This window comes from Winogradskyella algicola, from assembly GCF_005869935.1.
Classification (GTDB): Bacteria; Bacteroidota; Bacteroidia; order Flavobacteriales; family Flavobacteriaceae; genus Winogradskyella; species Winogradskyella algicola.
In genome coordinates this window covers 125,715-148,015 of the sequence record NZ_SZQF01000002.1, presented here as the reverse complement: position 1 = coordinate 148,015, position 22,301 = coordinate 125,715, and the positions used below count along the sequence as shown (strand labels likewise).

General features: G+C 31.6%; 24 protein-coding genes. 8 read left to right on the top strand and 16 right to left on the bottom strand.

Features of this window, described 5'->3' with window-relative positions; translation table 11 throughout:
* Window positions 1-37 precede the first annotated feature (37 nt).
* From FC091_RS05200 to FC091_RS05175, 6 genes are all read right to left on the bottom strand, one after another.
* Window positions 38-880 carry a universal stress protein gene (locus tag FC091_RS05200; RefSeq protein ID WP_138433214.1) on the bottom strand — a complete coding sequence of 281 codons (843 nt, stop codon included), beginning with the start codon at window positions 878-880 and terminating at the stop codon, window positions 38-40.
* Between the two features lie 20 nt (window positions 881-900).
* A complete protein-coding gene (locus tag FC091_RS05195) occupies window positions 901-1,749 on the bottom strand; it encodes a universal stress protein (RefSeq protein ID WP_138433213.1) in 849 nt (282 codons plus the stop codon).
* Window positions 1,750-2,267: 518 nt separating this feature from the next.
* Window positions 2,268-2,654 (bottom strand): hypothetical protein, encoded by a 387-nt coding sequence (locus FC091_RS05190; RefSeq protein WP_138433212.1) that lies wholly within the window; start codon window positions 2,652-2,654, stop codon window positions 2,268-2,270.
* Window positions 2,655-2,661: 7 nt separating this feature from the next.
* Complete coding sequence (locus tag FC091_RS05185; RefSeq protein ID WP_138433211.1) at window positions 2,662-3,510, bottom strand: universal stress protein; 849 nt, start codon at window positions 3,508-3,510, stop codon at window positions 2,662-2,664.
* 80 nt (window positions 3,511-3,590) lie between these two features.
* A complete protein-coding gene (locus tag FC091_RS05180) occupies window positions 3,591-4,640 on the bottom strand; it encodes a response regulator (RefSeq protein ID WP_138433210.1) in 1,050 nt (349 codons plus the stop codon).
* Window positions 4,633-6,519, bottom strand: a complete 1,887-nt coding sequence (locus FC091_RS05175) for a sensor histidine kinase (protein WP_138433209.1) — start codon at window positions 6,517-6,519, stop codon at window positions 4,633-4,635. Before FC091_RS05175 ends, FC091_RS05180 begins: the two co-directional genes overlap by 8 nt.
* 128 nt (window positions 6,520-6,647) lie before the next feature.
* Between FC091_RS05175 and FC091_RS05170 the strand changes: the two genes are divergently transcribed.
* The 7 genes from FC091_RS05170 to FC091_RS05140 all read left to right on the top strand — a co-directional run bounded on the left by FC091_RS05170 (window position 6,648) and on the right by FC091_RS05140 (window position 11,490).
* Window positions 6,648-7,022, top strand: a complete 375-nt coding sequence (locus FC091_RS05170; protein WP_171032469.1) for a tellurite resistance TerB family protein — start codon at window positions 6,648-6,650, stop codon at window positions 7,020-7,022.
* A gap of 95 nt (window positions 7,023-7,117) precedes the next feature.
* Window positions 7,118-7,738, top strand: coding sequence for a WG repeat-containing protein (locus FC091_RS05165; protein ID WP_138433207.1), 621 nt, complete (start codon window positions 7,118-7,120; stop codon window positions 7,736-7,738).
* A gap of 6 nt (window positions 7,739-7,744) precedes the next feature.
* Entirely contained in the window at window positions 7,745-8,515 is a 771-nt protein-coding gene (locus tag FC091_RS05160; protein ID WP_138433206.1) for a GNAT family N-acetyltransferase, read from the top strand.
* A 138-nt stretch (window positions 8,516-8,653) separates the two neighbouring features.
* Window positions 8,654-9,154 (top strand): hypothetical protein, encoded by a 501-nt coding sequence (locus FC091_RS05155; RefSeq protein ID WP_138433205.1) that lies wholly within the window; start codon window positions 8,654-8,656, stop codon window positions 9,152-9,154.
* Between the two features lie 11 nt (window positions 9,155-9,165).
* Complete coding sequence (locus FC091_RS05150) at window positions 9,166-9,534, top strand: GerW family sporulation protein (protein ID WP_138433204.1); 369 nt, start codon at window positions 9,166-9,168, stop codon at window positions 9,532-9,534.
* Window positions 9,535-9,807: 273 nt separating this feature from the next.
* Window positions 9,808-10,392 carry an outer membrane beta-barrel protein gene (locus tag FC091_RS05145; RefSeq protein WP_246035802.1) on the top strand — a complete coding sequence of 195 codons (585 nt, stop codon included), beginning with the start codon at window positions 9,808-9,810 and terminating at the stop codon, window positions 10,390-10,392.
* Between the two features lie 9 nt (window positions 10,393-10,401).
* Window positions 10,402-11,490: a DUF6544 family protein gene (locus FC091_RS05140; RefSeq protein ID WP_138433203.1), complete on the top strand. Its 1,089-nt coding sequence runs from the start codon at window positions 10,402-10,404 to the stop codon at window positions 11,488-11,490.
* Window positions 11,491-11,516: 26 nt separating this feature from the next.
* Here the strand turns inward: FC091_RS05140 and FC091_RS05135 are convergent, their stop codons facing one another.
* The 7 genes from FC091_RS05135 to FC091_RS05105 all read right to left on the bottom strand — a co-directional run bounded on the left by FC091_RS05135 (window position 11,517) and on the right by FC091_RS05105 (window position 17,110).
* Window positions 11,517-12,503 carry an MlaD family protein gene (locus FC091_RS05135; protein ID WP_138433202.1) on the bottom strand — a complete coding sequence of 329 codons (987 nt, stop codon included), beginning with the start codon at window positions 12,501-12,503 and terminating at the stop codon, window positions 11,517-11,519.
* Window positions 12,504-12,592: 89 nt separating this feature from the next.
* A complete protein-coding gene (locus FC091_RS05130; protein ID WP_138433201.1) occupies window positions 12,593-13,360 on the bottom strand; it encodes an ABC transporter ATP-binding protein in 768 nt (255 codons plus the stop codon).
* A complete protein-coding gene (locus FC091_RS05125; protein ID WP_138433200.1) occupies window positions 13,357-14,139 on the bottom strand; it encodes an MlaE family ABC transporter permease in 783 nt (260 codons plus the stop codon). Before FC091_RS05125 ends, FC091_RS05130 begins: the two co-directional genes overlap by 4 nt.
* Window positions 14,140-14,172: 33 nt before the next feature.
* The gene (locus FC091_RS05120; RefSeq protein ID WP_138433199.1) at window positions 14,173-15,165 is read right to left on the bottom strand and encodes a 2-hydroxyacid dehydrogenase; all 993 of its coding nucleotides are present in this window, start codon (window positions 15,163-15,165) and stop codon (window positions 14,173-14,175) included.
* Between the two features lie 68 nt (window positions 15,166-15,233).
* On the bottom strand, window positions 15,234-16,067 hold the full coding sequence (locus FC091_RS05115; protein WP_138433198.1) for a universal stress protein: 834 nt from the start codon (window positions 16,065-16,067) through the stop codon (window positions 15,234-15,236).
* A gap of 284 nt (window positions 16,068-16,351) precedes the next feature.
* A complete protein-coding gene (locus tag FC091_RS05110; RefSeq protein ID WP_138433197.1) occupies window positions 16,352-16,534 on the bottom strand; it encodes a hypothetical protein in 183 nt (60 codons plus the stop codon).
* Between the two features lie 36 nt (window positions 16,535-16,570).
* Complete coding sequence (locus tag FC091_RS05105; protein ID WP_138433196.1) at window positions 16,571-17,110, bottom strand: hypothetical protein; 540 nt, start codon at window positions 17,108-17,110, stop codon at window positions 16,571-16,573.
* 99 nt (window positions 17,111-17,209) lie between these two features.
* Between FC091_RS05105 and FC091_RS05100 the strand changes: the two genes are divergently transcribed.
* Window positions 17,210-17,668: an RNA methyltransferase gene (locus FC091_RS05100; protein ID WP_138433195.1), complete on the top strand. Its 459-nt coding sequence runs from the start codon at window positions 17,210-17,212 to the stop codon at window positions 17,666-17,668.
* Here FC091_RS05100 and FC091_RS05095 read toward each other — a convergent pair.
* From FC091_RS05095 to FC091_RS05085, 3 genes are all read right to left on the bottom strand, one after another.
* Complete coding sequence (locus FC091_RS05095) at window positions 17,658-20,726, bottom strand: CHAT domain-containing protein (RefSeq protein WP_171032468.1); 3,069 nt, start codon at window positions 20,724-20,726, stop codon at window positions 17,658-17,660. The two genes, FC091_RS05100 and FC091_RS05095, sit on opposite strands and share 11 nt — an antisense overlap.
* Window positions 20,727-20,889: 163 nt before the next feature.
* Window positions 20,890-21,624 carry a tetratricopeptide repeat protein gene (locus tag FC091_RS05090; RefSeq protein WP_138433193.1) on the bottom strand — a complete coding sequence of 245 codons (735 nt, stop codon included), beginning with the start codon at window positions 21,622-21,624 and terminating at the stop codon, window positions 20,890-20,892.
* Between the two features lie 5 nt (window positions 21,625-21,629).
* On the bottom strand, window positions 21,630-22,208 hold the full coding sequence (locus FC091_RS05085; protein ID WP_138433192.1) for an RNA polymerase sigma factor: 579 nt from the start codon (window positions 22,206-22,208) through the stop codon (window positions 21,630-21,632).
* Window positions 22,209-22,301: the final 93 nt, after the last annotated feature.

Sequence of the window (22,301 nt, the reverse complement as noted above, 5' to 3'; positions counted from 1 at the left end):
AACTTTTATATTTTGAAATGATAAAAATCAGTCTTAATTATATCTGTGATGGAATAACCATAAACGGAACATTAAGATGAAAACCGATATGTTTTATGTTGGATTTAAAGAATAGATTTTCAAAAAATGAATGCTTATTGTTAATCATCACCAATAGGTTGATTTTTGTTTTTATTTGAAATTCTGTAATAGCTTTTGGTATATTTTGGTTTTTGATATTATGAAATAGGTGCGCAACACCTTTAAACTTTGTTTCTAGTTTTTGCCTATTTTTTTCTTGTTTATCTGTTAAGGCTTCACCATAGTACACATGCATAATATTAATACGAATGTTGTAAAGAGTTGCAATGTCTATGAGTGGTTGTATGTGTTCATCTTTAAAATCTATTTCATAGTCTGAAGGAAACAAGAGTTCGTGTGGTTTTTCAAAATTAAAATCGCTAGGAATTGCAATTACAGGACATTTAGCATTGTTAAGTACGTGCATGGTGTTAGAACCAAACAAAACTTCCTTAACACCAGATGCACCTTTGGTTCCCATAATTATAAGATCCATAACGTTACCTTCGTACAATTCGCTGATCTCTCCTGTAAGTGTGTTAAATGACGAAATGGTTGTAAATTGATGATTAGGATTAGGAAACTCGGTTTCTATTTTTTCAACTAATTCTTGCAGTCTTTTTTTGCTGGTTTCCTTAACCGTTTCCATAAGTTGAAACTGAGGTGTACTGTATTGCATAAATTCTACCTGATAAACAATAGGTGTATAGGTATTTAATAAAATGAAATTACATTTTGTGTTTTTATACAATTGTAATGCGTATGCAATGGCATTCCAGGCATTATCAGAGAAATCCGTTGGTAAAAGTATTTTTTTCATGACGATAGATTTTTTAAAAATTAATAACGTCTAATGTTTTGCAGCGCCAAAAACGGAATGTCTATTCTCAGCGTAATTTCATCGAGTTTAGACTTAAAGAATATATTTTCGAAAAATGAATGTCGCGTATTAACCATGACTAACATATCTACATTATTTTCATCTACGTAATTACAAATCGCATCTGTAATACTTTGGTCTTTAACCGTCTTAAAATTGATTTTATTTTTACATAACTCATCCCTAACAAAGCTTTGATTGTTTTGTTGTCTCATGGATAGTTTGTCACTTTCTGAAACATAAAGCATATCTATGACGGCTCTGTATGGTGCTGCTAGTTCGCAAAGTAATTTTAGCTCTCTTCTTTTATAAGGGATTAGGTAATTGGTAGGAAAGAGAATATGTCTTGGTTGAATGCCAACATAGTGCTCTGGTATGGCTAAAACGGGACATTGTACGTATCTTAAAACTTGTAATGTGTGGCTGCCAAAGGTCAACTTTCTGTCGTTAGTGTTGCCACGAGTGCCCATAACAATAATGTCTATATTTTCTTCGTCTACAATCTTGTCTGCCTCATCTACTAACATATTATTAGAAGAAATAGTAGAATAGCTATGTCTTGGATTTGGAGAAATATCCTTTATTTCTTTTAAGATTTTATCGAGATTTGATTGCGATTTCTCTGCAACGTTTTGTGTAACTTTTACAAGAGTTTCCGTCTTAATGCGTTCTTCGTCTTCAAAAATTTCATCTTGGTAAGCATGCATTATAAAAAATCTGCTCTTATCGTATTTAAACAACTCGCAGGCATATTTCAAGGCATTCATTGCATTTTCGGAAAAGTCCGTAGGAATTAGAATATTTCTCATGATAAATCGTTTTATAGCTCTTTAAAGCTAAGGCGTTTAGCGCCATTTTACAATGACATTTATCATACATTTTTTATAAGGATAAAGGTAAAAAGAAACAGGAAGCATTAACTTCCTGTTTCCGTAAAGTGTTTAATTCTATAATTCACCTCTTATTTCAAATAACCCTAAATTCCTCTGACTACAAAGAATTATAATGGATCGCTTTTTATTCAACCAAAGCATTAAACACTTTTTTTACATTCATAAGCCCTTAATAAAATATGAATGCTTTTACTAAGAATTTCTGCGCTTTTATTGTAACAGAATAAATGTAACTATTGCCCCTGTTTTACAAAATGAGGAATATCAGTTTTGGTACAAAATTATTGAGAACCCATGTGCCAAAAAAAGCCAGAGGTTGTTCTGGCTTTTTCCGTGATTAATAGCATGTGATTTTAAATTTCCCTATGTTTTAATATCACACGATAAACATAAATAACCTTTTAACTTTATAAAATGATAAATATCAATTTTGGCTAATATGGAATTACTTTATAAACGATATTTAATAAAAATAAACCCACTAAAAATAAAAGCATATAAATGAGTTGCACCATTTTAACGTTTGTGAGTATCAACCACGACACGGTTTTATTTGGAAAAATAAAGAGTGCTAAGCCAGAAAACAGAAATGACCATCCTATTAATGTAATAACTAGTTTGTAGTTTAATTCCCAATAGTTATGTAAGATTACTGTCGTTAGTCCCAAGGTTATACAAATAAAAGCTGCTAGGATTAAAAACTTTTCATCTTTTAGATTATTAAAAATCTGCTTTATGCGTTTGGGATTAAAGCTTAAAATGAAAAAGAAAATTATAAGATACCAGCCCCAAAATTTTGTAAAGAATAGTGAATTTTCCATGGTTTTATTAATTTTTTTCGTGTAAGACCAATAGTGGTTTATTTATATGATAGCTTATTTTTTCAACTCTACTGTGAAAGAATATTTGTTGAAAATAGTTGAGGTTCTTTGCTACCATACAGATAAGATCTATGTCCCTACTTTCAACAAAACACTGAACAGCATCTTCTATTTTTTTATTGGATAAGTAGTGAAAGCTACTTTCAGTATTGTTAAAATAGTCTTCTAATAGGGTTTTATGTTGTTCTTGATCGGCTGTAAGCTTAGTTCTGTCTTTATTAATGTGAAGAAACCTTACAGAGGTATTAAATTGATCTATAATTTCGCTTAATGGATGGAGAATATTTAGATTATACCCTAAATTTAAATCAGTCGGAAATGCAATTTCCTTTGGCGAAACAAACGTGGCATTTTCTGGTACAGCTAAGGTGTTACATTTTACTTTGGTAATAACATCAGCTGTATTTGTACCGAGTATAATTTTTTTTAGACCAGTAGCTCCCTTGGTACCCATAACTATAAGATCTATCTGCTTTTCTCTTATAGTTTTAGATATAGTTTCAATAAAAAAACCATTATCGGTAAGTGTGAAGAACTTATGTTTTTTATTGTTAATATTAAGTTTTGATATACGTTTTAGTAAACCACGTAATTTATTCTTAATAGGTTTTGTATATGTATCTTCAAGATAGTAAGAATCGTACGTCATCGATTCGTTTAAAGGAATAAAGTTGTTTAAACTGTTAACATGTAGTAAGTAAAAATCACATTCAATTGTATCAAAAAAATGAATGGCATACTTAATTGCATTCCAAGAGTTCTCAGAAAAATCCGTCGGTAAAAGCACATTTTTCATGATATGAATAATTTAATATTTTAAAAGTAGGCGCTAAAACCGATTTATAAAATGATTAGAATCATTTTAGATAAGTGTAGCTATTTAATTTTTTTGAGCCCATCAATATCCAAAACGACGATGTTTCTTCCTTCAGATTTAATTAATCCTTGATTTTTAAAATTGGTTAAAGTCCTGATAAAGGTTTCTGTAGCGATACCAGCAACACTTGCCAGGTCATTTCTAGATATTTTTATTGGGTCATTTGGTCTGCGATTTATTCTTTCAGCAAACTGAAGAATAGTATTGGCTGTTTTTTTATTCACAGAACTGTAAGCCATTTCTAATAACTGATTCTTAAACTGAGACAAATCGTCTGTTAGATGATCAATTAATGCAATGGCTAGTTTATTGTTATTCTTTAAAATTTCTGACAATTGTAATATTGATAAGCCAACCAATTTGGTCTTTTTTATAGCTGTAGCGGTTTCTTTATGTGGTAAATTATGGGTAAAAGATGTATAACCAAACAAATCATCTTCTTTGTACAAACTTGTAGCTAGTTCTTTGCCTTTAGTATCTAATTTATGGCATTTTACAGCACCTTTGGTAATGAGATAAATAAAATTAGAATGGTCGCCTTCTCTATAAATGATATCTCCTTTGTTAAATGTAAACTCATTGCCATAATCGTCAAAGAAGTTCTTTAAGTCATTGAGGTTGATTAGTTCATCCTTTTCAGAGTAATTATGAACGTTATCTTGTTCTTTCTCCTTAAGGATACTGGCTTTAGCTAATCTGCTTTTAATGGCACTTACCAACTCATCTTCGGTAAAAGGTTTAGTAATGTAATCATCTGCACCAAGATTCATACCTTTTCTAACATCTTGGTGTTCTGTTTTTGCAGATAGAAAGATAAAAGGAATATGTTTTGTCTTGTTGTTTTTGGTTACCTCATTTAAGACTTCATAACCATCGAGTTCTGGCATCATTATATCACAAACTATAATGTCTGGTATATTAATGTTTATAGATTTTAAGCCAAGTTTTCCATTTGGAGCAGTAAGGACCTCAAAGTCTGAAAGCTCTAAAAGCTCAGCTATGTTTTCTCTTAAAACCGAATCGTCTTCTATAAGTAAAACTTTAGTCATGCTTTGCCTTGTTTGGGATTTTTAGTGTTACTAATGTTCCTTTGTTCTCTAAACTTTCAATTTTTATACTTCCTCCCAAATTATCGAGATGTGTTTTTACAATGCTAAGACCAATTCCTGTTCCTTGTAAGTTGAGCACATTTTCGGCTCTGTAATAGCGCGTGAAAATATTTTTTAATTCTTTTTGTGGTATACCAATGCCTTGGTCTTCGATTTCAAAAACAGTATTGTTTTTATCTTGGTGAATTCTGATATCTATTTTTGAATTTTCACGAGAATATTTTACTGCATTTTGTAAAATATTAGATAAGATGATTTCAATAATCCTTTCATCTTGATACATTGACATACCATCGATATCGTTTGGGTAGTTAATACGTTGTCCTTCTTTTAAAAGCATGTTAGAACTATAAATTACTTCATTGATTACTTTGCTTAACCTAAAGTCTGAAAACGAGTAGTTATATGTGCCAGTTTCTAATCTTTCGATAGATAAAAAGTCATTTAATATGGTGTTTAGGTAATTTACTTTATCTTTTAAGATAGCCAAGTGTTTATCTCGTTTTGGTTGCTCCTCAGTTAGTTTGTACTTTTCTAAGAGCATTAAAGATGTCGCTATACCACTCAAAGGTGTTTTAAATTCATGGGATACAAGCGACAAGAATTTTGTTTTTAACTCGTTGAGTTCTTTCTCTTTGCTTAATGCTTCTTGTAGTTGCAGTGTTCTTTCTTGTACTGTTTTTTCTAGCTTTATGGTATAGTTTTTTTGCTCAGTAATATCAACAATTATAGCAACAAAAACTTTTTTATCTTTCAATAGAGAAAGCTGTAAATGTACCATTACAGGATAGGACGTACTATCTTTTCTAACATGAATAGTTTCAAAATCTATCTGCTCTTCCTGCTTCTTTAGAAGTTTATTAATGTATTTTTTTCTAAAAGTTGCTTCGTCTGTACCTAGTTTTAAATCTACTGGAGTCATGGATTTTAGCTCATCTAAAGAGTAACCTATATTTTTTAATGCACCTCTGTTTGCATTTATAAAGTGGAGCGTTTCAGCATCAAAAACATAAATTTCATTTAAAGACTCATTAAAAATTGTAGCTAAATGATTTTTTTCTTCTTCGGCTCTTACGCGCTCAGTTACGTCATTTTGTACACCAATAAAATGGGTTACAATACCTCTTCTATTTGTTATAGGAGTGATGTATAAATCATTATAAAATATAGTACCATCTTTTTTGTAATTTCTAAGTGTTGCAAGACAACTTTCACCATTTTTGATGGCCTTTCTTATCTTGGCTAATGCTTTTTGGTCTCTATCGTCGCCTTGAAGAAATCTACAGTTTTTATTTAAAATTTCTTCCTTAGTAAAACCTGTCAGCTTTTCAAAAGCTGCATTGTGATAGATGATAGGATTATCTGGTTTTAAAGCATCGGTAATTACAATTCCATTATTTGCAGAATCTAAGGCCTTGGTTCTAAGCATAAAGTTAAATTCGCTCTCTTTTTGTTTAGAGATGTCCTTAACCAAAGCCATAACATAGGTTTTGTTGTATATGCTGTATGGGTTGAGCTCTACTTCTATTGGTATAACATTGCCATCTTTTTTTAGGCCATAAACATCTGTGGTCTTACCCATTTTGCTGCGCTGATATTCTTCTATAAAGCGTTCTACATTTTCACTATGTACTTTACGGAATTTTGTGGGAATAAGAACCTCTATTGACTTGCCTTTGATTTCGTCTTTGCTGTAACCAAAAATAGTTTCTACCATACCATTTGCTTCCATGATATGCTGCTTTTCGTCAACAATAATAACAGCTTCAGAGATGGCATCTAGAAGAATATTGAATATTTCTTGGTCTTGTTTAATCATACCAAACAAGTGATTAGTGTATCCTTTAAAGATACGTAATTAAAAGCGATTATTTTATGATAATGATCAATATCATTCTTTATCTCGTAAGATTTAAATACCTTAGTTTATTGCTGATTTTTATTAAGATGAATAAGGACTTTTTAATACATTTAGGATATGTGTTTTATGCCATTGCCAAGGCAGATGATAACTTGTCTTTTGAGGAATACGTAAAATTATCTCAAAGTCTAAAAAAGCGATGGCATCATCTTACTGAAGCAGAAAGAGAGCTGATAAAAAATCAGTTTAATGCATTGCAAAAAGAAAACATGTCTGCCCAAGATAGTTTTTCAGTTTTTATTGATTTTCTACACAGAAATCCTAAATTGTTTACAGAAGAATTAAAAAAACTTATCCTTAAGACTGGTAATGAGATTGCTTATGCATTCGCCAAAATCAATAAATCTGAACTAAACTTTATGGCAAAACTGAGCCTTGAGTTTAAGAAATTACCACAATAAATACTTTGGTTTTAACTCGTAAGATTGACCAAAATCATTTTATAATACCTTCCTCAATATTAGCTTTATAGAGTTAATCTTTAAAGCAAATAATCATGAAAAAGTTGATAGTAGTTCTTGTTGTTTTTATGATGTTACCATTAACTGTAATATCCCAAGATATAAAAAATATTGATTTTATTTCACCATTTTATGATGGACTAGCAGCTATTGAAAAGAGAGGAGAATGGGCTTTTATTGATGAGACAGGTAACATAGTTGTTGACTATAGAAATGATGTTGTCTTAAATCGTTTTGGTGATGAGAGCTACCCTATTTTTAATTCAGGTAGATGTCTTATTGTAAAAAAAGAAGAAGGTATATCTTACTTTGGTTTTATTGATAAGGTTGGTAATACAATCATTGAGCCTCAATTTTTAAATGCAACAAGTTTTAATAACGGAATGGCCATTGTTTTACAATTACATAAAAATGTTATTGGAAATAATGACGTTTTAGATAAACAGATGATAGACTATTGTTACACAAAAAATGTCATAAACATCAATGGCGAAGCAATAATGTACCTTTCTGAAAAACCAACGCATGTAACCTTATCTAAAGATTACATTAGAGTTCCACCTAAGATTGATGCAAAGTTTATCTCTGATAAGCTAATAGCTGTAAAGAGTGATAACAACTCTTGGTCAATAAGAAAATTAGAATCTTCTCAGTAAAATATTATGAGTAATAAGGAATCTCTTAAAATCATAGATGTAACACCAAAAAATGTAAACCAAGAAACCTTATTCTGTATAAAGGATATTAAAAAACCAGGTTTTGAAAGTAAGCGTAAATGGTTTATGAAGCGTTATGATGAAGGGTTACGGCTTAAGATTTTAAAAAATGAAACCGATAAAATGATTGGTTTCATCGAGTTTGTGCCAATATCCAAAGCTTGGAGACCTGTTGAAGGTGATAATTTCCTTTTTATCCATTGTATGTATGTGTACTCCAAAAAAGATAGAAACCTTGGTTTTGGTAAATTACTCATTGATGAAGCAGAAAAAGTTGCCAAACAGCTCAACATGTCTGGTGTTTGTGTAATGACAAGTGATGGCTCTTGGATTGCTAACAGAACCATATTTGAGAAGCATGATTTTATAGAAGTAGATAATAGAGGGCGTTTTGAATTACTATCTAAAAAATGGGATAAAAATGCAAATCATCCCAAGCTTATAGATTGGACTGAACACCAAAAACAATATCAAGGCTGGCACTTGGTTTATGCAGACCAATGTCCATGGCACGAAAAATCTGCTTTTGATCTTTTTAATACAGCTTTGGATTTTGGTATTGATTTAAAGCTGAGCAAAATTGAAACTGTAGAACAGGCAAAAAAAGCTCCTTCTGGTTTTGGTGTTTTCAATTTGCTTCATAATGGTAAGCTTTTAGAGGATCATTATATCAGTGCGACACGTTTTAAAAATATTCTACGAAAAGAGCTAGGATAAATTAATAAGAAATATTTCTTGATGAGATTGCTATTTACAATTGTTGTGAAGTGTAAAAGTGTAAAGAAACGCTTCTAAGTTGATGAATATCATTGTGCTAGATCAATGATTTCCTTTCCTTTGGTTAAAACTTAAAACATGTTGTTAACCATTACCATACTACTGTTTTTATCATTAATTATATACCTATTGTTAGTGCCAATGGTTTTGGTTGTAGACACAAGTAATGATCAATATTATGTTCAAATGAAAGGTGTCGCTAGGGCTGATGTGATTAAAGATGATAAAGAGATTTTTATAATAAAACTAAAGCTATTCTTTTTAAAATTTTACATCCATCCATTAAAAGCCAAAAAAGAAAAGAAATCAGAAATAAGAAAAGCAGGAAAGGTTGATAAAAAAATAAAGAAATTAAGTTTTAGAACAGTAGTAAAAATAATGAGATCCTTCAAAGTGCAGAAGTTTTATATGAACATAGATACAGGTGATTGTATTACAAACTCAAAATTGTATCCAGTATTTGCTTTTTTAAACTACCAGTTTGGTGGGTTTCATATTAATTACAAAGGTCAAAACGCATTAGTATTGGCTGTTGAGAATAGACCAATACGCATTATTAAATCATTTTTTAACATTTAAAACATCAAATTATGGAACTACATTTAGAAGAATTATTAGGACAAGTGACAGATTTTATGAAAACGGAAGCTAATGCAGATACTGTAATTGGTAAAGAGTTTCAACTAGGAGAATTTAAGTGTGTGCCAGTAATAAAGGTAGGCATGGGATTTGGTTCTGGTGGAGGAGAAGGCACAGAGACTAAAGGAAAAAAAGGAGAAGGTATGGGAGCTGGTGCAGGTGTAGGAATAGAGCCTTTAGGATTTTTAGTAACAAGAGAAAATGAAATTTCTTTTATCGAAGCTGGTAAAGCTCATGGTCTTTCTGCTGCTTTTGAAAAAGTGCCAGATTTAATTGAAAAATTTGCTGATTATAAACATCACGAAGCTATGGCTAATTAAAGATTTTCATTATAAAATCTGAATTTAAAAACTGGGTAGATCAATGCTGATCTATCCAGTTTTTTTATTTAAATCCTGATCATAGCAATACTTAAAATATGAGTACAGTTTATTATAATAAAGGTTAGAATTTTTAATCCTAAATGCTGGTTTGTTGGTTTTCAAATATTTGAAAATAAGTAATCTAAAATGATTTGCGTCATTGTGCAGATATAACGTAAATAATACTTTAGGCAACGTTTAATAACGAGTATTAATTTAAAATATAATATCATGAAATGTTCAAGATTTAATTTAGTAAGCGTGTTGTTTTTAGTAATTACAACTAACGCTTTTTCTCAAAATGATTGGGCAGTAGAATTTAGGCCAAATCTAGATTTTCCAACAAAAGATATTGGAGAAATAGAACCTAAAACTGGTTTTGGTTTTGAAGTTGCTGTTTCTTACAGTTTTACGGAACACCTTGGGGCTTATGTAGGTTGGGGCTATAATACATTCAAGACTACTTCAAACCTTACTGAATTCGACAATGATGTAGATATGACAGGTTACTCTTTTGGACTTCAATTTTTTCACCCGTTTTCCGATGAGTCCAAATTTTCCTATGTAATAAGAGCTGGTGGTATTTATAATCATCTTGAGTTTGAGGATAAAGATGGCAATATTTTTGAAGACACAGGGCACGGTTTGGGTTATGAGTTTGGCGTTGGTATCGACTATACATTTTTAGAGACATGGCATGTACGCCCTCAAATAGGATATAGAGCATTGTCTAGAGATATTGAGTTTGGCGATATTAAATCTGATGTTGACCTCAATTATATTTCTTTTGGGGTTGGTATTTTAAAAACATTCTAAAGTGAATAAATGAGACATGCTATTGCCATATTATTAATTGTCCATGGTTTAATTCATCTAATGGGTTTTGTAAAAGCCTTTTATTTAACTGATATAAGGCAGCAAGTATTAGGTATTTCAAAACCCATTGGGTCGTTATGGCTCATAACTTTTATACTTTTCACAGTTTCATTAGTTCTATATCTAACTAATAAAAAATGGTTTTATATTGCTTTTTTAGCAATAATTCTTTCTCAAATCTTAATAATTATGGCTTGGCAAGACGCCAAGTTTGGTACTATTGCTAATATTATAATCCTTCTAGTCAGTCTTTCTGCTTTGGGAAATAATCAGTTTCAGAACATGGTTGACAAAGAGGTTACAGCGCTTTTAAAAAACGAAGGAATAAACGATTCTAAAATTATAACTGAAAATAATCTTGAAGCTCTACCACATATTGTTAGAAAATGGCTAAGCACTTCAGGCGTTTTGGGGCGCGAGAAAACCGAAACAGCCTATTTAGAACAAAGAGGGCAAATGAAAACATCGTCCGAAGGTAAGTGGATGAGCTTTGAGGCCAAGCAATATTTTAATATAAATAATGCTTCTTTTGTGTGGTGTACTAATGTAAAGGCCATGCCATTTATTAATTTAGCAGGGCGAGATAAACTTATTGATGGAGAAGGAGCAATGCTTATTAAATTGGCAAGTTTATTTCCAGTTGTAAACGAAAAAGAAAACCCAAAAATTAACTCTGGAGCAATGATTCGTTTTTTAAGTGAGATGTGTTGGTTTCCGTCTGCTGCATTGAGTGAGCATATATCGTGGCAAGAGATGGATAATAATAGGGCTAAAGCCACACTTACTTACAAAGAGCAGTCAGTTTCAGGTATATTTTCTTTTACTGAAAAAGGTGATTTACTGTCATTTGAAGCCAATCGATATTATGGTGGAAGTACAGATTCCAAAGAAGAAAAGTGGTTAATACACATGGAAGAATACAAGTTATTTAATGGTCTGAAAATCCCCAATAAAAGTAAGGTGTTATGGAAATTTGAAAAGGGTGATTTTCATTGGCTTACAGTAGAGATTACAGATCTAAAATACAATCTCCAATAATTTGAACGTTTTCAAATTCTGTGTGTTCATTGTTTTTGAGCCTCTTTCTTTTCTTGGCGCTCTAACTTTCTAAAATAGCCACGTGTTAAGAAATTATGCTTCAAAGCCTCCATGTTTTCATTAAACTTTTCGGTACCCTCGTTAATGTTCTTAATTGTAGATTTTAAATCATTAACCAACGCTGTATCTCTTACAATGTAGTCGTATGCTCCTTCGCTAGAGTTTAAATCACTTACAACAGTATTGATGTTGTTTAAAATTGAATTGATCTCATTACTGGATGTTTCAAGATTATTTACAATATTTTTTAGCTGCTTTCCTGAAATTGAATCATTCAATACCATGCCCAAAACAGAATCATCGTTAGTTCTTAAGGAAGAAATAATATCGGTTAACTCATGTATGGCATTTGTTGCGCCTCTACTTGCAGTTTTAAGATTATAGACGGATTTTTTAAGATCTTGTGCCATTATGGTGTCGTTTAATAACATGCCAATAGTGCCTTCACCTTCTAGCATCTCAGACGTGATTTTCAATAAATCAACAGTTAATAAAGCTGCATTTTCTGAGCCAACACTCAAAGTACTAAGGATATCATCAGCACCAATTTTACTGAAAGATTCAATAACATCACCATTCTCAATAACGTTAGCCGTACCCTTTCCAGGAACAATATTTACAATCATATTACCCACCAATCCATCCGAACCTATGGTAGCTATAGCATCTTTTTTAATGTGTTTTATGATTTTTTTATCAATACCCATATCTATTTTTATGGTAGAATCATTTATCATGTTAATGGCTCTTACGGTACCAATATCAATGCCAGAATATCTAACGTTGTTACCGTTTTGTAGACCATTTACATTCTGAAAATATGCACTAATAGTAAAGGTTTTTTTAAACATATCTTTTCCTTGACCAATCATATAAACAGCAACAATAAATAAGATGGTGCTGATAATAACAAATATGCCAAGTCTTGTTTTTTGTGATGCTGATCTTTTCATCTGTTTCAAATTTTCTAGAACCCTTGATTCTGTAATTTATTATTTCCTTTAGTAGTATTGTTTGCTCATCAAATGCCTATTATAGACTTTCATGATTCATGTTTAAAAAACGCTTTGACCTTTGGGTCTTCTGAAGCAGAAAGCTCTTTAAAGGTACCTTCTGCATAATCTTTTCCATCGATTAGTAAAATCATCCTATCTGAAATAACTCTAGCACAATCCACATCATGTGTAATGATGAGTGCTGAGGTGTTATATTTTTTTTGAATGCTCTGCATTAACATAATGATTTCCTTTGCCGTAATAGGATCTAATCCACTTGTTGGTTCGTCATATAGTATAATTTTTGGTTGAAGGATTAAGGTTCTAGCTAATGCCACGCGTCGTTGCATTCCACCAGATAATTCGGAAGGCATTAAATCTATGGCACTAGCCAAACCTACATTTTCTAATGCTTTAATAATCATACTTTCGGTATCTGTATTTTTTTTTAATTTTTTTGAATGACGACGCAGCGGGAATTCCAAATTTTCGCGAACGCTCATAGAATCATACAATGCACTGCCTTGGAACAAAAATCCGATATCAGCTCTTAAAATATCAAGCGCTTCTCTGTCTAGTTTGGTGATATCGTGTTTCATTACAGAGATTGTACCACTGTCAGCTTCCATAAGACCTACCAAACACTTTATCATTACCGACTTGCCAGAACCAGATTTTCCCATGATAACGAGATTTTCACCTTGGTGTAACACAAGATTAAAACCATTCAATACATGATTGTCGCCAAAGCTTTTGTGTAGATCTTTGATTTTTAGAACAATTTCTTTTTCTGATATGTCTGTATTTCCATTCATAAGTCATAAAAAATATCGGTAACAAAAACAGCTATAAAATCTATAATAAACAGTAACAATGATGCCAACACAACTGCAGAGTTTGCCGCTTTTCCAACGCCTGCTGTTCCCTTTGTGCTGTAATAGCCTTTATAGCAACCCACAATACCTATAGCTAATCCAAAAAAGAATGTTTTAATGGTTGCCGGAATAATATCTCCAAATTCTAAAGAATTAAAAACCTGATTGAAATAAAGCGTAAAAGACACGTTACCTTTTACATTTTCTACCAAAAACGAACCGAATAATGCCAAGGCATCACCAAAGATTACGAGCAAAGGAAGCATTAAGGTTACTGCCAAAACTCTTGTAACTACTAAAAATTTAAAAGGATTGGTGCCAGAAACTTCCATAGCATCTATCTGTTCTGTAACTCGCATAGAGCCCAATTCTGCACCAATACCAGAACCAATACGACCAGCACAAACCAGAGCAGTAATAATTGGACCTATTTCTCTAATTATTGAAATGCCAACCATTGATGGCATCCATGATACTGCACCAAATTCCATTAAAGTTGGTCTGGTTTGAAGCGTTAATACTAAACCAATTATAAATCCTGTAATGCCTACTAAAAGTAGTGAGCGATTTCCCATATTATAACATTGGTGAAGCAATTCTTTAAGCTCATAAGGTGGTTTAATGACTTCTTTAAAATATCTAATAGTAAAAAATGAGAGGTCACCAATCTCTGTAAAAAAAGATCTTAATTGTTTATTTATGGAAGTAATTTGTTCCATAGTATACTGAGCTTAGTGGTAGAGCACTACGAATTAACCAGTTAATTCATTGTTGTTTACCTTGTTGTTTTCCCAACAATCTAGATTGTAAATGGTAGTTTCTGCAATGTTGGTTAGAGCTTCATTGGTTAAAAATGCCTGATGGCCAGTAACCAATACATTTGGCAAGGCTATTAACTTTAATAGATTATCATCGTCTGGTATATTATGAGACAAATCTTTAAAAAAGATACCTTTCTCATTTTCATAAACATCCATAGCATAGGCAGCAATTTTCTTGTGGTCTAAAGCCTGTATAAGATCATCTGTATTAACAACAGCACCTCGAGCAGTATTAATGAGGTATACATTTTCCTTCATTACATCAAATAAGTCTTCATTAATCATATGATGAGTTTCACTATTTAGTGGTACATGAAGCGATATGATGTCTGACTGCTCGCATAAATTTTCTAGAGGAACATATTGCAATCCATAGCGTTCTGTTAATAGATTGTTTTCTTCAATATCACTGCCTAATAATTTACATCCAAATCCATGCATTATTTTAGCCATAACAGAGCCAATTCTACCAGTGCCAACAATACCAATTGTTTTACCATTAAGGTCAAAACCTGTAAGGTGATTTAAGTCAAAATTAAAACGTCTAATATTGTCGTTTGCCTCAATAAGTTTACGGTTTAATGCTAAAAGTAGTGTCACTGCATGTTCTGCAATAGCGTTTGGTGAGTATGCTGGTACATTAGCTACTTTTATACCTTCTCGTTTGGCAGCTTTTATGTTAACATTGTCATACCCAACAGAGCGTAAGCATATGTACTTAACACCAAAACTTCGAAGTTTTTCTAAGGTTAAGAAGCAGGCTTCGTCTGCAGAAAAAATAGAAACAGCATCATAACCTACAGCACTAATAGCTGTAGAGGATGATAAAGCTTCTTTTGTAAATGTCATAGAGTGCTTTTTATGGTTGGCTTTTTCTAAATAAGCTTTCTCAAAATCTCTGGTGCTGTAAACAAGAACTTTCATGGTTAAAGTTTTTTATGTCAATTGTAACATCGCAACCCATTATTTTTTAAATGTTTGGGTTTCGTTGCTTATGCCGGAATCACCATAAATGGTGTCTGTAAGTGCATTGCAATTTTTGAAATCGTTGGTTTAAAGAACAGATTTTCAAAAAATGTATGTTTGTTATTTATCATCACAAGTAGCTCAGACTTATGTTCTTGCTGATATTCATAAATAACATCTGCAATGTCTTTCTCTTCTAAAATGTCGTATGTGGTGTTATAATCTGTAAATGTTTCTTTGATGAATTCTTTATGTATTCTTTGAAGAGATGTGAGTCCTAATATTGAAATATGCAGAACATTTATATTACTCTTGTGTAATTTTAATATTTTTAGAATTGGTTGAAAATGCTTGTTTTTGAACGCAAGATTTAAATCTGAAGGGAACAATATATTTTCCAAGCCAACAAATTTATAATCATCTGGTACAGCAATGACTGGGCAACAACGTTTGTTTATGACTTGTGTAGTATTGCTACCAAAAACCACTCTGTCTGAATCTGTTTCACCTTTTGTACCCATTACAATGAGATCTATATTGTTATCAGATACTGTTTTAGAAATGCGGTCAGGTAAAAAACCTTTCACAACCTCCACGTCAAATTCTTGGTCATTACCATATTTTCGCATTAACGAAAGTGCAAATTCGTAAAGACGTTCTTTAGATTCTTCCTGAAGAATTTTATGTATATCCTTTCCGATGAGTCCTTTTTCTATTTGATATTCATATGAAAAAATGACTGGAGGATAGCAATGCAAAAAGTGAAATTTACAGTCTTCATTTTTATACAATTCTAAAGCGTAGATAATAGCATTTTCAGAATTTTGTGAAAAATCGGTAGGTAATAAGATAGATAACATAATCAAAGGGTTTTATTGTTCTTAGTATTTAAAGTTATGACTAAGATTTAAAACTTCCCATGATATTTGTCAGCTAAAAAATTAGTAAACAATAGTTTAAGTTTGACTTTTTGTGTAATAAAAATGAGACTGTCTGAAAAGTTAATGCTTTGTCAATCTGAACTCGTTTCAGATTCTAAAATAATTTGAAAATCAGTTCATTGAGATTCTGAAATGAATTCAGAATAACAGATTAACACACTTTTCAGACAGCCTCATTGATTATTGCTTTAATTATAACAATGCTAAGCCGAATAGGTTTGTTTTACAACAGCATTAGAAGATCCAAATTGATATTCTGGACTGTGAAGCATTTTGTGGTAAAGATGTTCGTTTACCTTAACTGGGATTTCGAGATTAGGGAATTTGATATGGTAAATATTTCCCTTTTGATTAACTAATCTAACTTCAATAGGTTGTTTCTTCATAATCTAATTGTTTTAAAAATTAAACCATAAAAATTATTACACCTGCTTTTTTTCGATTGTCTTAGTTTTCTTCTCTTTTGGTTCTGTGTTTTCTGGTGGGATAATATATCTGTTCTGGTTGTTAAAAAAGTTTTGTCGCATAGCTTCCATTTGTTTCATTATTTCGTCCATATTTTGGAAACCAGGTGGTACACGATTAGAAAAGAAATCATCTTTAAAAAAGTCATCAGAAAAAAACTGTTTCATTATCGAATCGCGTTCTGCGAAATCATTTAGGTTAGGAGACTGTAGCATAGAAAAACGCTTTTGCATCATGGTGTGCATTTGGTTAAAAATGCTATCACTTTCTACATCTTTTATATTCCCAGAAGAGGACCAACTATAAATAGAATCGTAACGAATTATATTGCCATTTTCGTCTACTTCTTTATTGACTTTCCAATTACCTTTTGGTCTTTGAAGGCTGTCTTTTTGAATTTCTATATCTGAAGAATTTTTAGAAGAATTCTCAGTGTCTTGTGCGTTACAACTTGTAGCTAAAATTGCTACAAATAAAAAGAGCATTACTTTTTTCATTTTTTACAATTTTAAATTAGACTTCAGTTTCTAAAAATCAAAAAAAATGCCATTTCAGTATGAACTTACATTTTGTCAGTATGTCTTATTTTTGCAACTATGACAGATAATTTTGTGAACGAATTTTTTGGTATTGGCATACAAAATGGTAAAACACCGGAGAATCTTGGAGTACTATGGCGATCAGCACAAAACTTAGGCGCCAGTTTTATTTTTACCATTGGTAATAGATATGCTAAACAAGCGTGTGATACACATAATGCTGTAAAATCAATGCCTTATTTTCATTACAATACGTTTGATGAGTTTTTTAATAATTTGCCTAAAGGTGCCAGGTTAGTAGGTATAGAATTAACAGATGAAGCAGTAGATTTAGAGACATTTCATCACCCAAGAAGATGTGTCTATCTTTTAGGCGCAGAAGACCATGGACTCTCCAAACAAGCCATAGATAAGAGTCATTTTTTGGTGAAATTTAAATCGCAACTAAGCCTTAATGTATCTGTTGCTGGTAGTATCGTAATGTACGATAGAGGTATTGAAAAGCCTAGGTCTTAGCGCTTCTATTTCTCAGCATAAAATAAAGAATAAGCACAATAGCAATAATCGAAATTATCCAAACCCACCAGTTATTGCTAACTTCTAGATTAATTGCTGTAGTATCACCTATTAAAACCAAACCAGCCCAATATTGAGGTGCAACAGTTCTGCCTTCTGCAATAGAAATATATTTAAGTTTTGCAGCTTTAAGTGCCTCATCTTTCTTCATACCTTTTGAAATATTTTTATAAAAATATTCTAGAATCTGAGTGCTCGACTGTTCATCGATTTTCCAAAGACTGGTCAAAATACTTTCACTGCCAGCATAGTTAAAAGCATGTGCTAACGATATCATGCCTTCGCCAGGTTGATAACTTGGTTTACCTGTTTCACAGGCTGTTAAAATGGCAAGATTAGAAGCTAGATTCTGGTTGTAAATTTCATAAGTGTATAATGAGTTATTCTCATCATCCGTGTTTTTTGCAAAGATTAATCTCGAAAATTCAGGAGAAATGTTATCCGATTCTGCATGTGTGCCAATATGTATGATTTTGTGTTCTCTAGCATTTTCCGTAAAAATACGTTTTGAGGCTTTTTCATTTAAAAACGAATTACCGTCAAATAACCTCGAATAACTTTTAGCTAAATCTTTTGCGAAAGGCTGTGGTATTAGCTTCAAATATCCGTAATCCAACTCTACCGAATCCTTTATGGTAATTTTGTAGTTGGTTTTCATAGCTTCGTTAAACTCTGGTGCAAAACCAATAAAATTAGAATCATAGCCAATGGGTTGGCTATTTTTATCTACAAGAAATAAGCTATAATTATATGAAATAGTATGCTTAGCCAATAAACTATGAGTACTAAAATCTTTATAATTCTCACAATTTTTTGAGGTCAACAACTCAAAGCTTAGGTTAAAAAGTTCCTTGTCTGGTATTATTATAACAGCTTCTGTTTTTAGTTCATTTTCAATAGGTTTCCAGAGGATGCTATATAACGCTGATTGAAGTTGAAACGTAGGTTGAAGCCTTTCTGTAGTATCATTGAGTTGCGATATTAACGTTTTAAGATATTCTGACTTTAACTCAACCATATTAACCGAGGAAGAACTCACTACAAACGCAAAGAGCCTATCTTCAATAAACATATACCTTACAACAGTTGACGATTCCGGAATGTTCTGTTTTATATTATTTAATGATTGTGAAATTGAAGCATATTTTAACTTGTAATATTTAGGAAAGTCTTCTTCTAGTTCGCCTAAAAAGTTCAACCATTTCTTTTCATTATCTATATAAGTATTCATAGATGAATTTTCGTCTAAAAAGCTATTAAGATTTTTTTTAAGATTCTTTTCTTCCTCTAAAATTTCTTTGGGTAAACTGGCAGTTAATTGTGTTGATTTTGAGTTGAGTCTATTTCTAATTTTATGATAAATCATGGATTCGTGGTGACCTAACAAATTTTCGAGGTATTTCTCATTTTTTGTGAGTTGATAAAGTTCTAAATTTAATTTTTTAGCAATTTTGAAAACATCTGCATTATCTTGTATTAAGATGGCTACTGCATTATCTCCAGAGAACATAGACTTCCGGTTTTCTAAGAGTTTTATTGCATTTTCAATTTCTGAAAGCTGTGCCTTTAAAAAAGTTTCATCTTTTGTAGAGTTTAATTTTAGGCTAGTCTTTACTTTGATTAAAATAGCACTCACTTTGTTGCTTTCTGCATTTAACGTGTTGAGTTTGCTATTTTTGATAAAATCTTTAGAGCTGATTAGTTCTAAAGCTTTATCGCTATACAGTAGAGCGTTGGTGTAATCTTGGCATTGGTAATAAATATCTGCTAAATTCAATACCTGGTAATATTCTAAAAGTGTTTTTTCACCTTGATTGGTTTTAATATAGTCCAAGGCTTCATTTGCCATAGACAGTGCTTTTTCTTTGTTGTTTATTTCTGTGTAGAAATTAGAGGCATTAATTGTGAAGTTTAAATATTGCTCATCATAATAGTTTCCCAGAGAAGACTTATAGTGGTTTTCACTTTTTATAAAATAGTTTTGAGCTATGTCATAATGCTTTAGTTCTGAGTGAATTAACGCTTTGCCATAATAAGCGTCTGCCAACCAAAAATTATAATCACCATTATTGTTTTCGAGGTGTTCTATACCTTCATTTAGTAATCTTTCAGCTTCTTCGTAATTCTTGAGAGCCACTTCTACCTTTCCAAGAAGGACTTTTCCTTTGGCTATTTCCGGGCTTTCTGGTGGAAGGCTTTTAATCTTCAACTTAAAAGCGTAGTTGAGTAACTGTTTAGCTTTTTTATAGTCACCAATATCTTTGTACAGGCCTGCATAATTTTCTATAGCCTGAAACAAGAATTCTTGGGCATGAGTTCGTCTTGCATCGCTAATATCTTCTTTTAGAAAAGCATTAAGATTATTTACTGTAGTACGCATAGCGCTAATAGAAGCATCTATATCTCCTTTTATGTTATAAATACCAGCAATGTTATTGTTTAATGATGCGGATCTGTAATATTTATTCCATGGTGTTTGCTCGAGAGATTGTAATGTCTTATCTGCATTTTTGTAATAATAGATAGCACTATCAAATTTAGAAGCATACCACATCATGGCTCCCAAAGAATTATAGGTTATATAATAGCTGTCTTCTGTTGAGGTAGCGTCACTTTTTAATGAACTCAAAGCTTTTTTGTGATATTTAGTAGCAGTTGTTAGATCTCCCAAGCGTGAGTAAAACACACCTAGGTTACTTTCAATCATAGCTAAATCTTTACCCGTCGCTTCGGGCATTTTCTTGGTAATCCTCAAAGCTTTTAGATTATAATCTTTTGCAGTTTCAGAATCACCAATAGATTCATAAAAAGATCCTGTTTCTAATGCTAATTGTCTGAGTACTTTTTTGTTGGTAGTTAATACTTTAATTTTAGCTTCAAAGTCTTCAATAATTTTTATTGCTGATTTTGTGTTGTTGAGTTTAGATTCAATTTGACCCAAATAATAAACATAATCTGTTAGCTCATAAAACTTTTTAACTCCTATGAGTGAATCCATCTGCTTTTTTGTGAATATTTCGGCGGCTTTATACTCTTTGTTTTTTAAAAACTCATCTAATGTTTTTAGATTGTTTTCATGAGAATTTTGAGAATGTAAACAACTAAAAATACTCACTAATACCAAAAGTAAAAGTGTTATATAATTACATTTGTACATTTTGTTAGTTCAGTTTTTTGAGTAGGTCTTTTGCTTTGGTAAAGTCAGATTTGCTCAGGTATTCTATAGCTTTTTCTTTGTTGTTGTTTTTTAAATATGCCAAACCTAAATAATAGAAAGCATCATTTTTAAAGACAGAATCATCATTATTTGCTACTTCTTTTAAATAAGAAATCGCATCACTTTCTTTTTTATCAGCTAATAAGGCAGAACCTATAAAATAGTTTAAAGTATCGTTCTCAACTTTTGTTTTTAACTGCTTGGTCCATGTATTTAAGGCCTCTTTATAATGGCCTTGCTTATAAGATACCATCGCTTCATAAAACTCGTAATTATCTGTACTGCTCATCGTTGTTGGTAAGCCAGGATCTGGTGAATAAAAATCAGTATATAATTGATCGTTGGAATTTCTATTTAAAAACCAAAAACTTCCTGTAGCAATGATTAAAGCAGCAGCAACTGCAATTTTCCTCCATTGTAAAGATTTTACTTTTGGATTAAATTGAATAGTTTCTTTTTCCTGAGTTGTAATATCTTCATGAAATTCATTCAACTGTTCCTTTAATGCTTGTGTTTCTATACCTGTTAAAACAGTTTTGATATCTTCAACTTTTGCAGCGAATCCTTCTTCGTTCTGTAATCGGTTTTCAAAAATTAGTAAGTCTTCTTTAGAAAGCGAATTGTTCAGATAGGCTTCAATACGTTCAAATTCTTCTTGTGATATATCTTTTATATCCATTGCTATTAATTATTCTTTAGGGCTATTTGTCTCAATTTTTGCATACAACGGTATTTTTTATTTCGTGTTGAGGCAGCATCCAATTGCAATTCCTTGCCAATGTTTTTCATTGATTTCTTTTCGAAATAAAACTTACGTAGTAAACTTTTGCAAGCATCACCTAAATTTTTGAAGGCATGCATTACATCTTCTAATCGTTTATCTTTTAAAATGTCATCATCCATGCCATTGTTTTCTTCATCTTTTATTTCAAAATACGACATTTGAGATGCTACAATTGTTTTTTTATAGCCTTGAGAGCGCAATACATCCATCCATTTATTCTTGGCTATGGTGTATAAATAGCCGTTAATAGACGACTCGTTTTGAGGAATGAATTTATCTTGTTTTACATTTTGCCAAACCACCAAAAAAGCTTCTTGATATATGTCTTTTGCATATTCTTTAGTGCCATTATTTTTTAAAACCAGAATTTCTATTTTCGGGTAGTTATTGGCGTAAATGCGTTTTAGTGTAATCGTATCATTACGCTTTATGGCATCAACCACTTGTAGTGTATTGTTGGTTTTTAATGTTTCCCTCATGTTAATAGCTAATCATGAGAAAGATACGATTATTTCATTTTAACACAAATAGCTGTTAGGTCAAACAACAATTTAATCAGATAAAATAATTCT

Bases quoted from the DNA above. Each gene is read 5' to 3' on its own strand.
- FC091_RS05085 (WP_138433192.1), bottom strand. From the start codon at position 22,208: ATGAGGGAAACATTAAAAACCAACAATACACTACAAGTGGTTGATGCC.
- FC091_RS05095 (WP_171032468.1), bottom strand. From the start codon at position 20,726: ATGGATTCACTCATAGGAGTTAAAAAGTTTTATGAGCTAACAGATTAT.
- FC091_RS05190 (WP_138433212.1), bottom strand. From the start codon at position 2,654: ATGGAAAATTCACTATTCTTTACAAAATTTTGGGGCTGGTATCTTATA.
- FC091_RS05185 (WP_138433211.1), bottom strand. From the start codon at position 3,510: ATGAAAAATGTGCTTTTACCGACGGATTTTTCTGAGAACTCTTGGAAT.
- FC091_RS05115 (WP_138433198.1), bottom strand. From the start codon at position 16,067: ATGTTATCTATCTTATTACCTACCGATTTTTCACAAAATTCTGAAAAT.
- FC091_RS05125 (WP_138433200.1), bottom strand. From the start codon at position 14,139: ATGGAACAAATTACTTCCATAAATAAACAATTAAGATCTTTTTTTACA.
- FC091_RS05165 (WP_138433207.1), top strand. From the start codon at position 7,118: ATGAAAAAGTTGATAGTAGTTCTTGTTGTTTTTATGATGTTACCATTA.
- FC091_RS05200 (WP_138433214.1), bottom strand. From the start codon at position 880: ATGAAAAAAATACTTTTACCAACGGATTTCTCTGATAATGCCTGGAAT.
- FC091_RS05180 (WP_138433210.1), bottom strand. From the start codon at position 4,640: ATGACTAAAGTTTTACTTATAGAAGACGATTCGGTTTTAAGAGAAAAC.
- FC091_RS05195 (WP_138433213.1), bottom strand. From the start codon at position 1,749: ATGAGAAATATTCTAATTCCTACGGACTTTTCCGAAAATGCAATGAAT.
- FC091_RS05105 (WP_138433196.1), bottom strand. From the start codon at position 17,110: ATGAAAAAAGTAATGCTCTTTTTATTTGTAGCAATTTTAGCTACAAGT.
- FC091_RS05130 (WP_138433201.1), bottom strand. From the start codon at position 13,360: ATGAATGGAAATACAGACATATCAGAAAAAGAAATTGTTCTAAAAATC.
- FC091_RS05110 (WP_138433197.1), bottom strand. From the start codon at position 16,534: ATGAAGAAACAACCTATTGAAGTTAGATTAGTTAATCAAAAGGGAAAT.
- FC091_RS05100 (WP_138433195.1), top strand. From the start codon at position 17,210: ATGACAGATAATTTTGTGAACGAATTTTTTGGTATTGGCATACAAAAT.
- FC091_RS05170 (WP_171032469.1), top strand. From the start codon at position 6,648: ATGAATAAGGACTTTTTAATACATTTAGGATATGTGTTTTATGCCATT.
- FC091_RS05140 (WP_138433203.1), top strand. From the start codon at position 10,402: ATGAGACATGCTATTGCCATATTATTAATTGTCCATGGTTTAATTCAT.
- FC091_RS05175 (WP_138433209.1), bottom strand. From the start codon at position 6,519: ATGATTAAACAAGACCAAGAAATATTCAATATTCTTCTAGATGCCATC.
- FC091_RS05090 (WP_138433193.1), bottom strand. From the start codon at position 21,624: ATGGATATAAAAGATATATCACAAGAAGAATTTGAACGTATTGAAGCC.
- FC091_RS05160 (WP_138433206.1), top strand. From the start codon at position 7,745: ATGAGTAATAAGGAATCTCTTAAAATCATAGATGTAACACCAAAAAAT.
- FC091_RS05145 (WP_246035802.1), top strand. From the start codon at position 9,808: ATGAAATGTTCAAGATTTAATTTAGTAAGCGTGTTGTTTTTAGTAATT.
- FC091_RS05120 (WP_138433199.1), bottom strand. From the start codon at position 15,165: ATGAAAGTTCTTGTTTACAGCACCAGAGATTTTGAGAAAGCTTATTTA.
- FC091_RS05150 (WP_138433204.1), top strand. From the start codon at position 9,166: ATGGAACTACATTTAGAAGAATTATTAGGACAAGTGACAGATTTTATG.
- FC091_RS05135 (WP_138433202.1), bottom strand. From the start codon at position 12,503: ATGAAAAGATCAGCATCACAAAAAACAAGACTTGGCATATTTGTTATT.
- FC091_RS05155 (WP_138433205.1), top strand. From the start codon at position 8,654: ATGTTGTTAACCATTACCATACTACTGTTTTTATCATTAATTATATAC.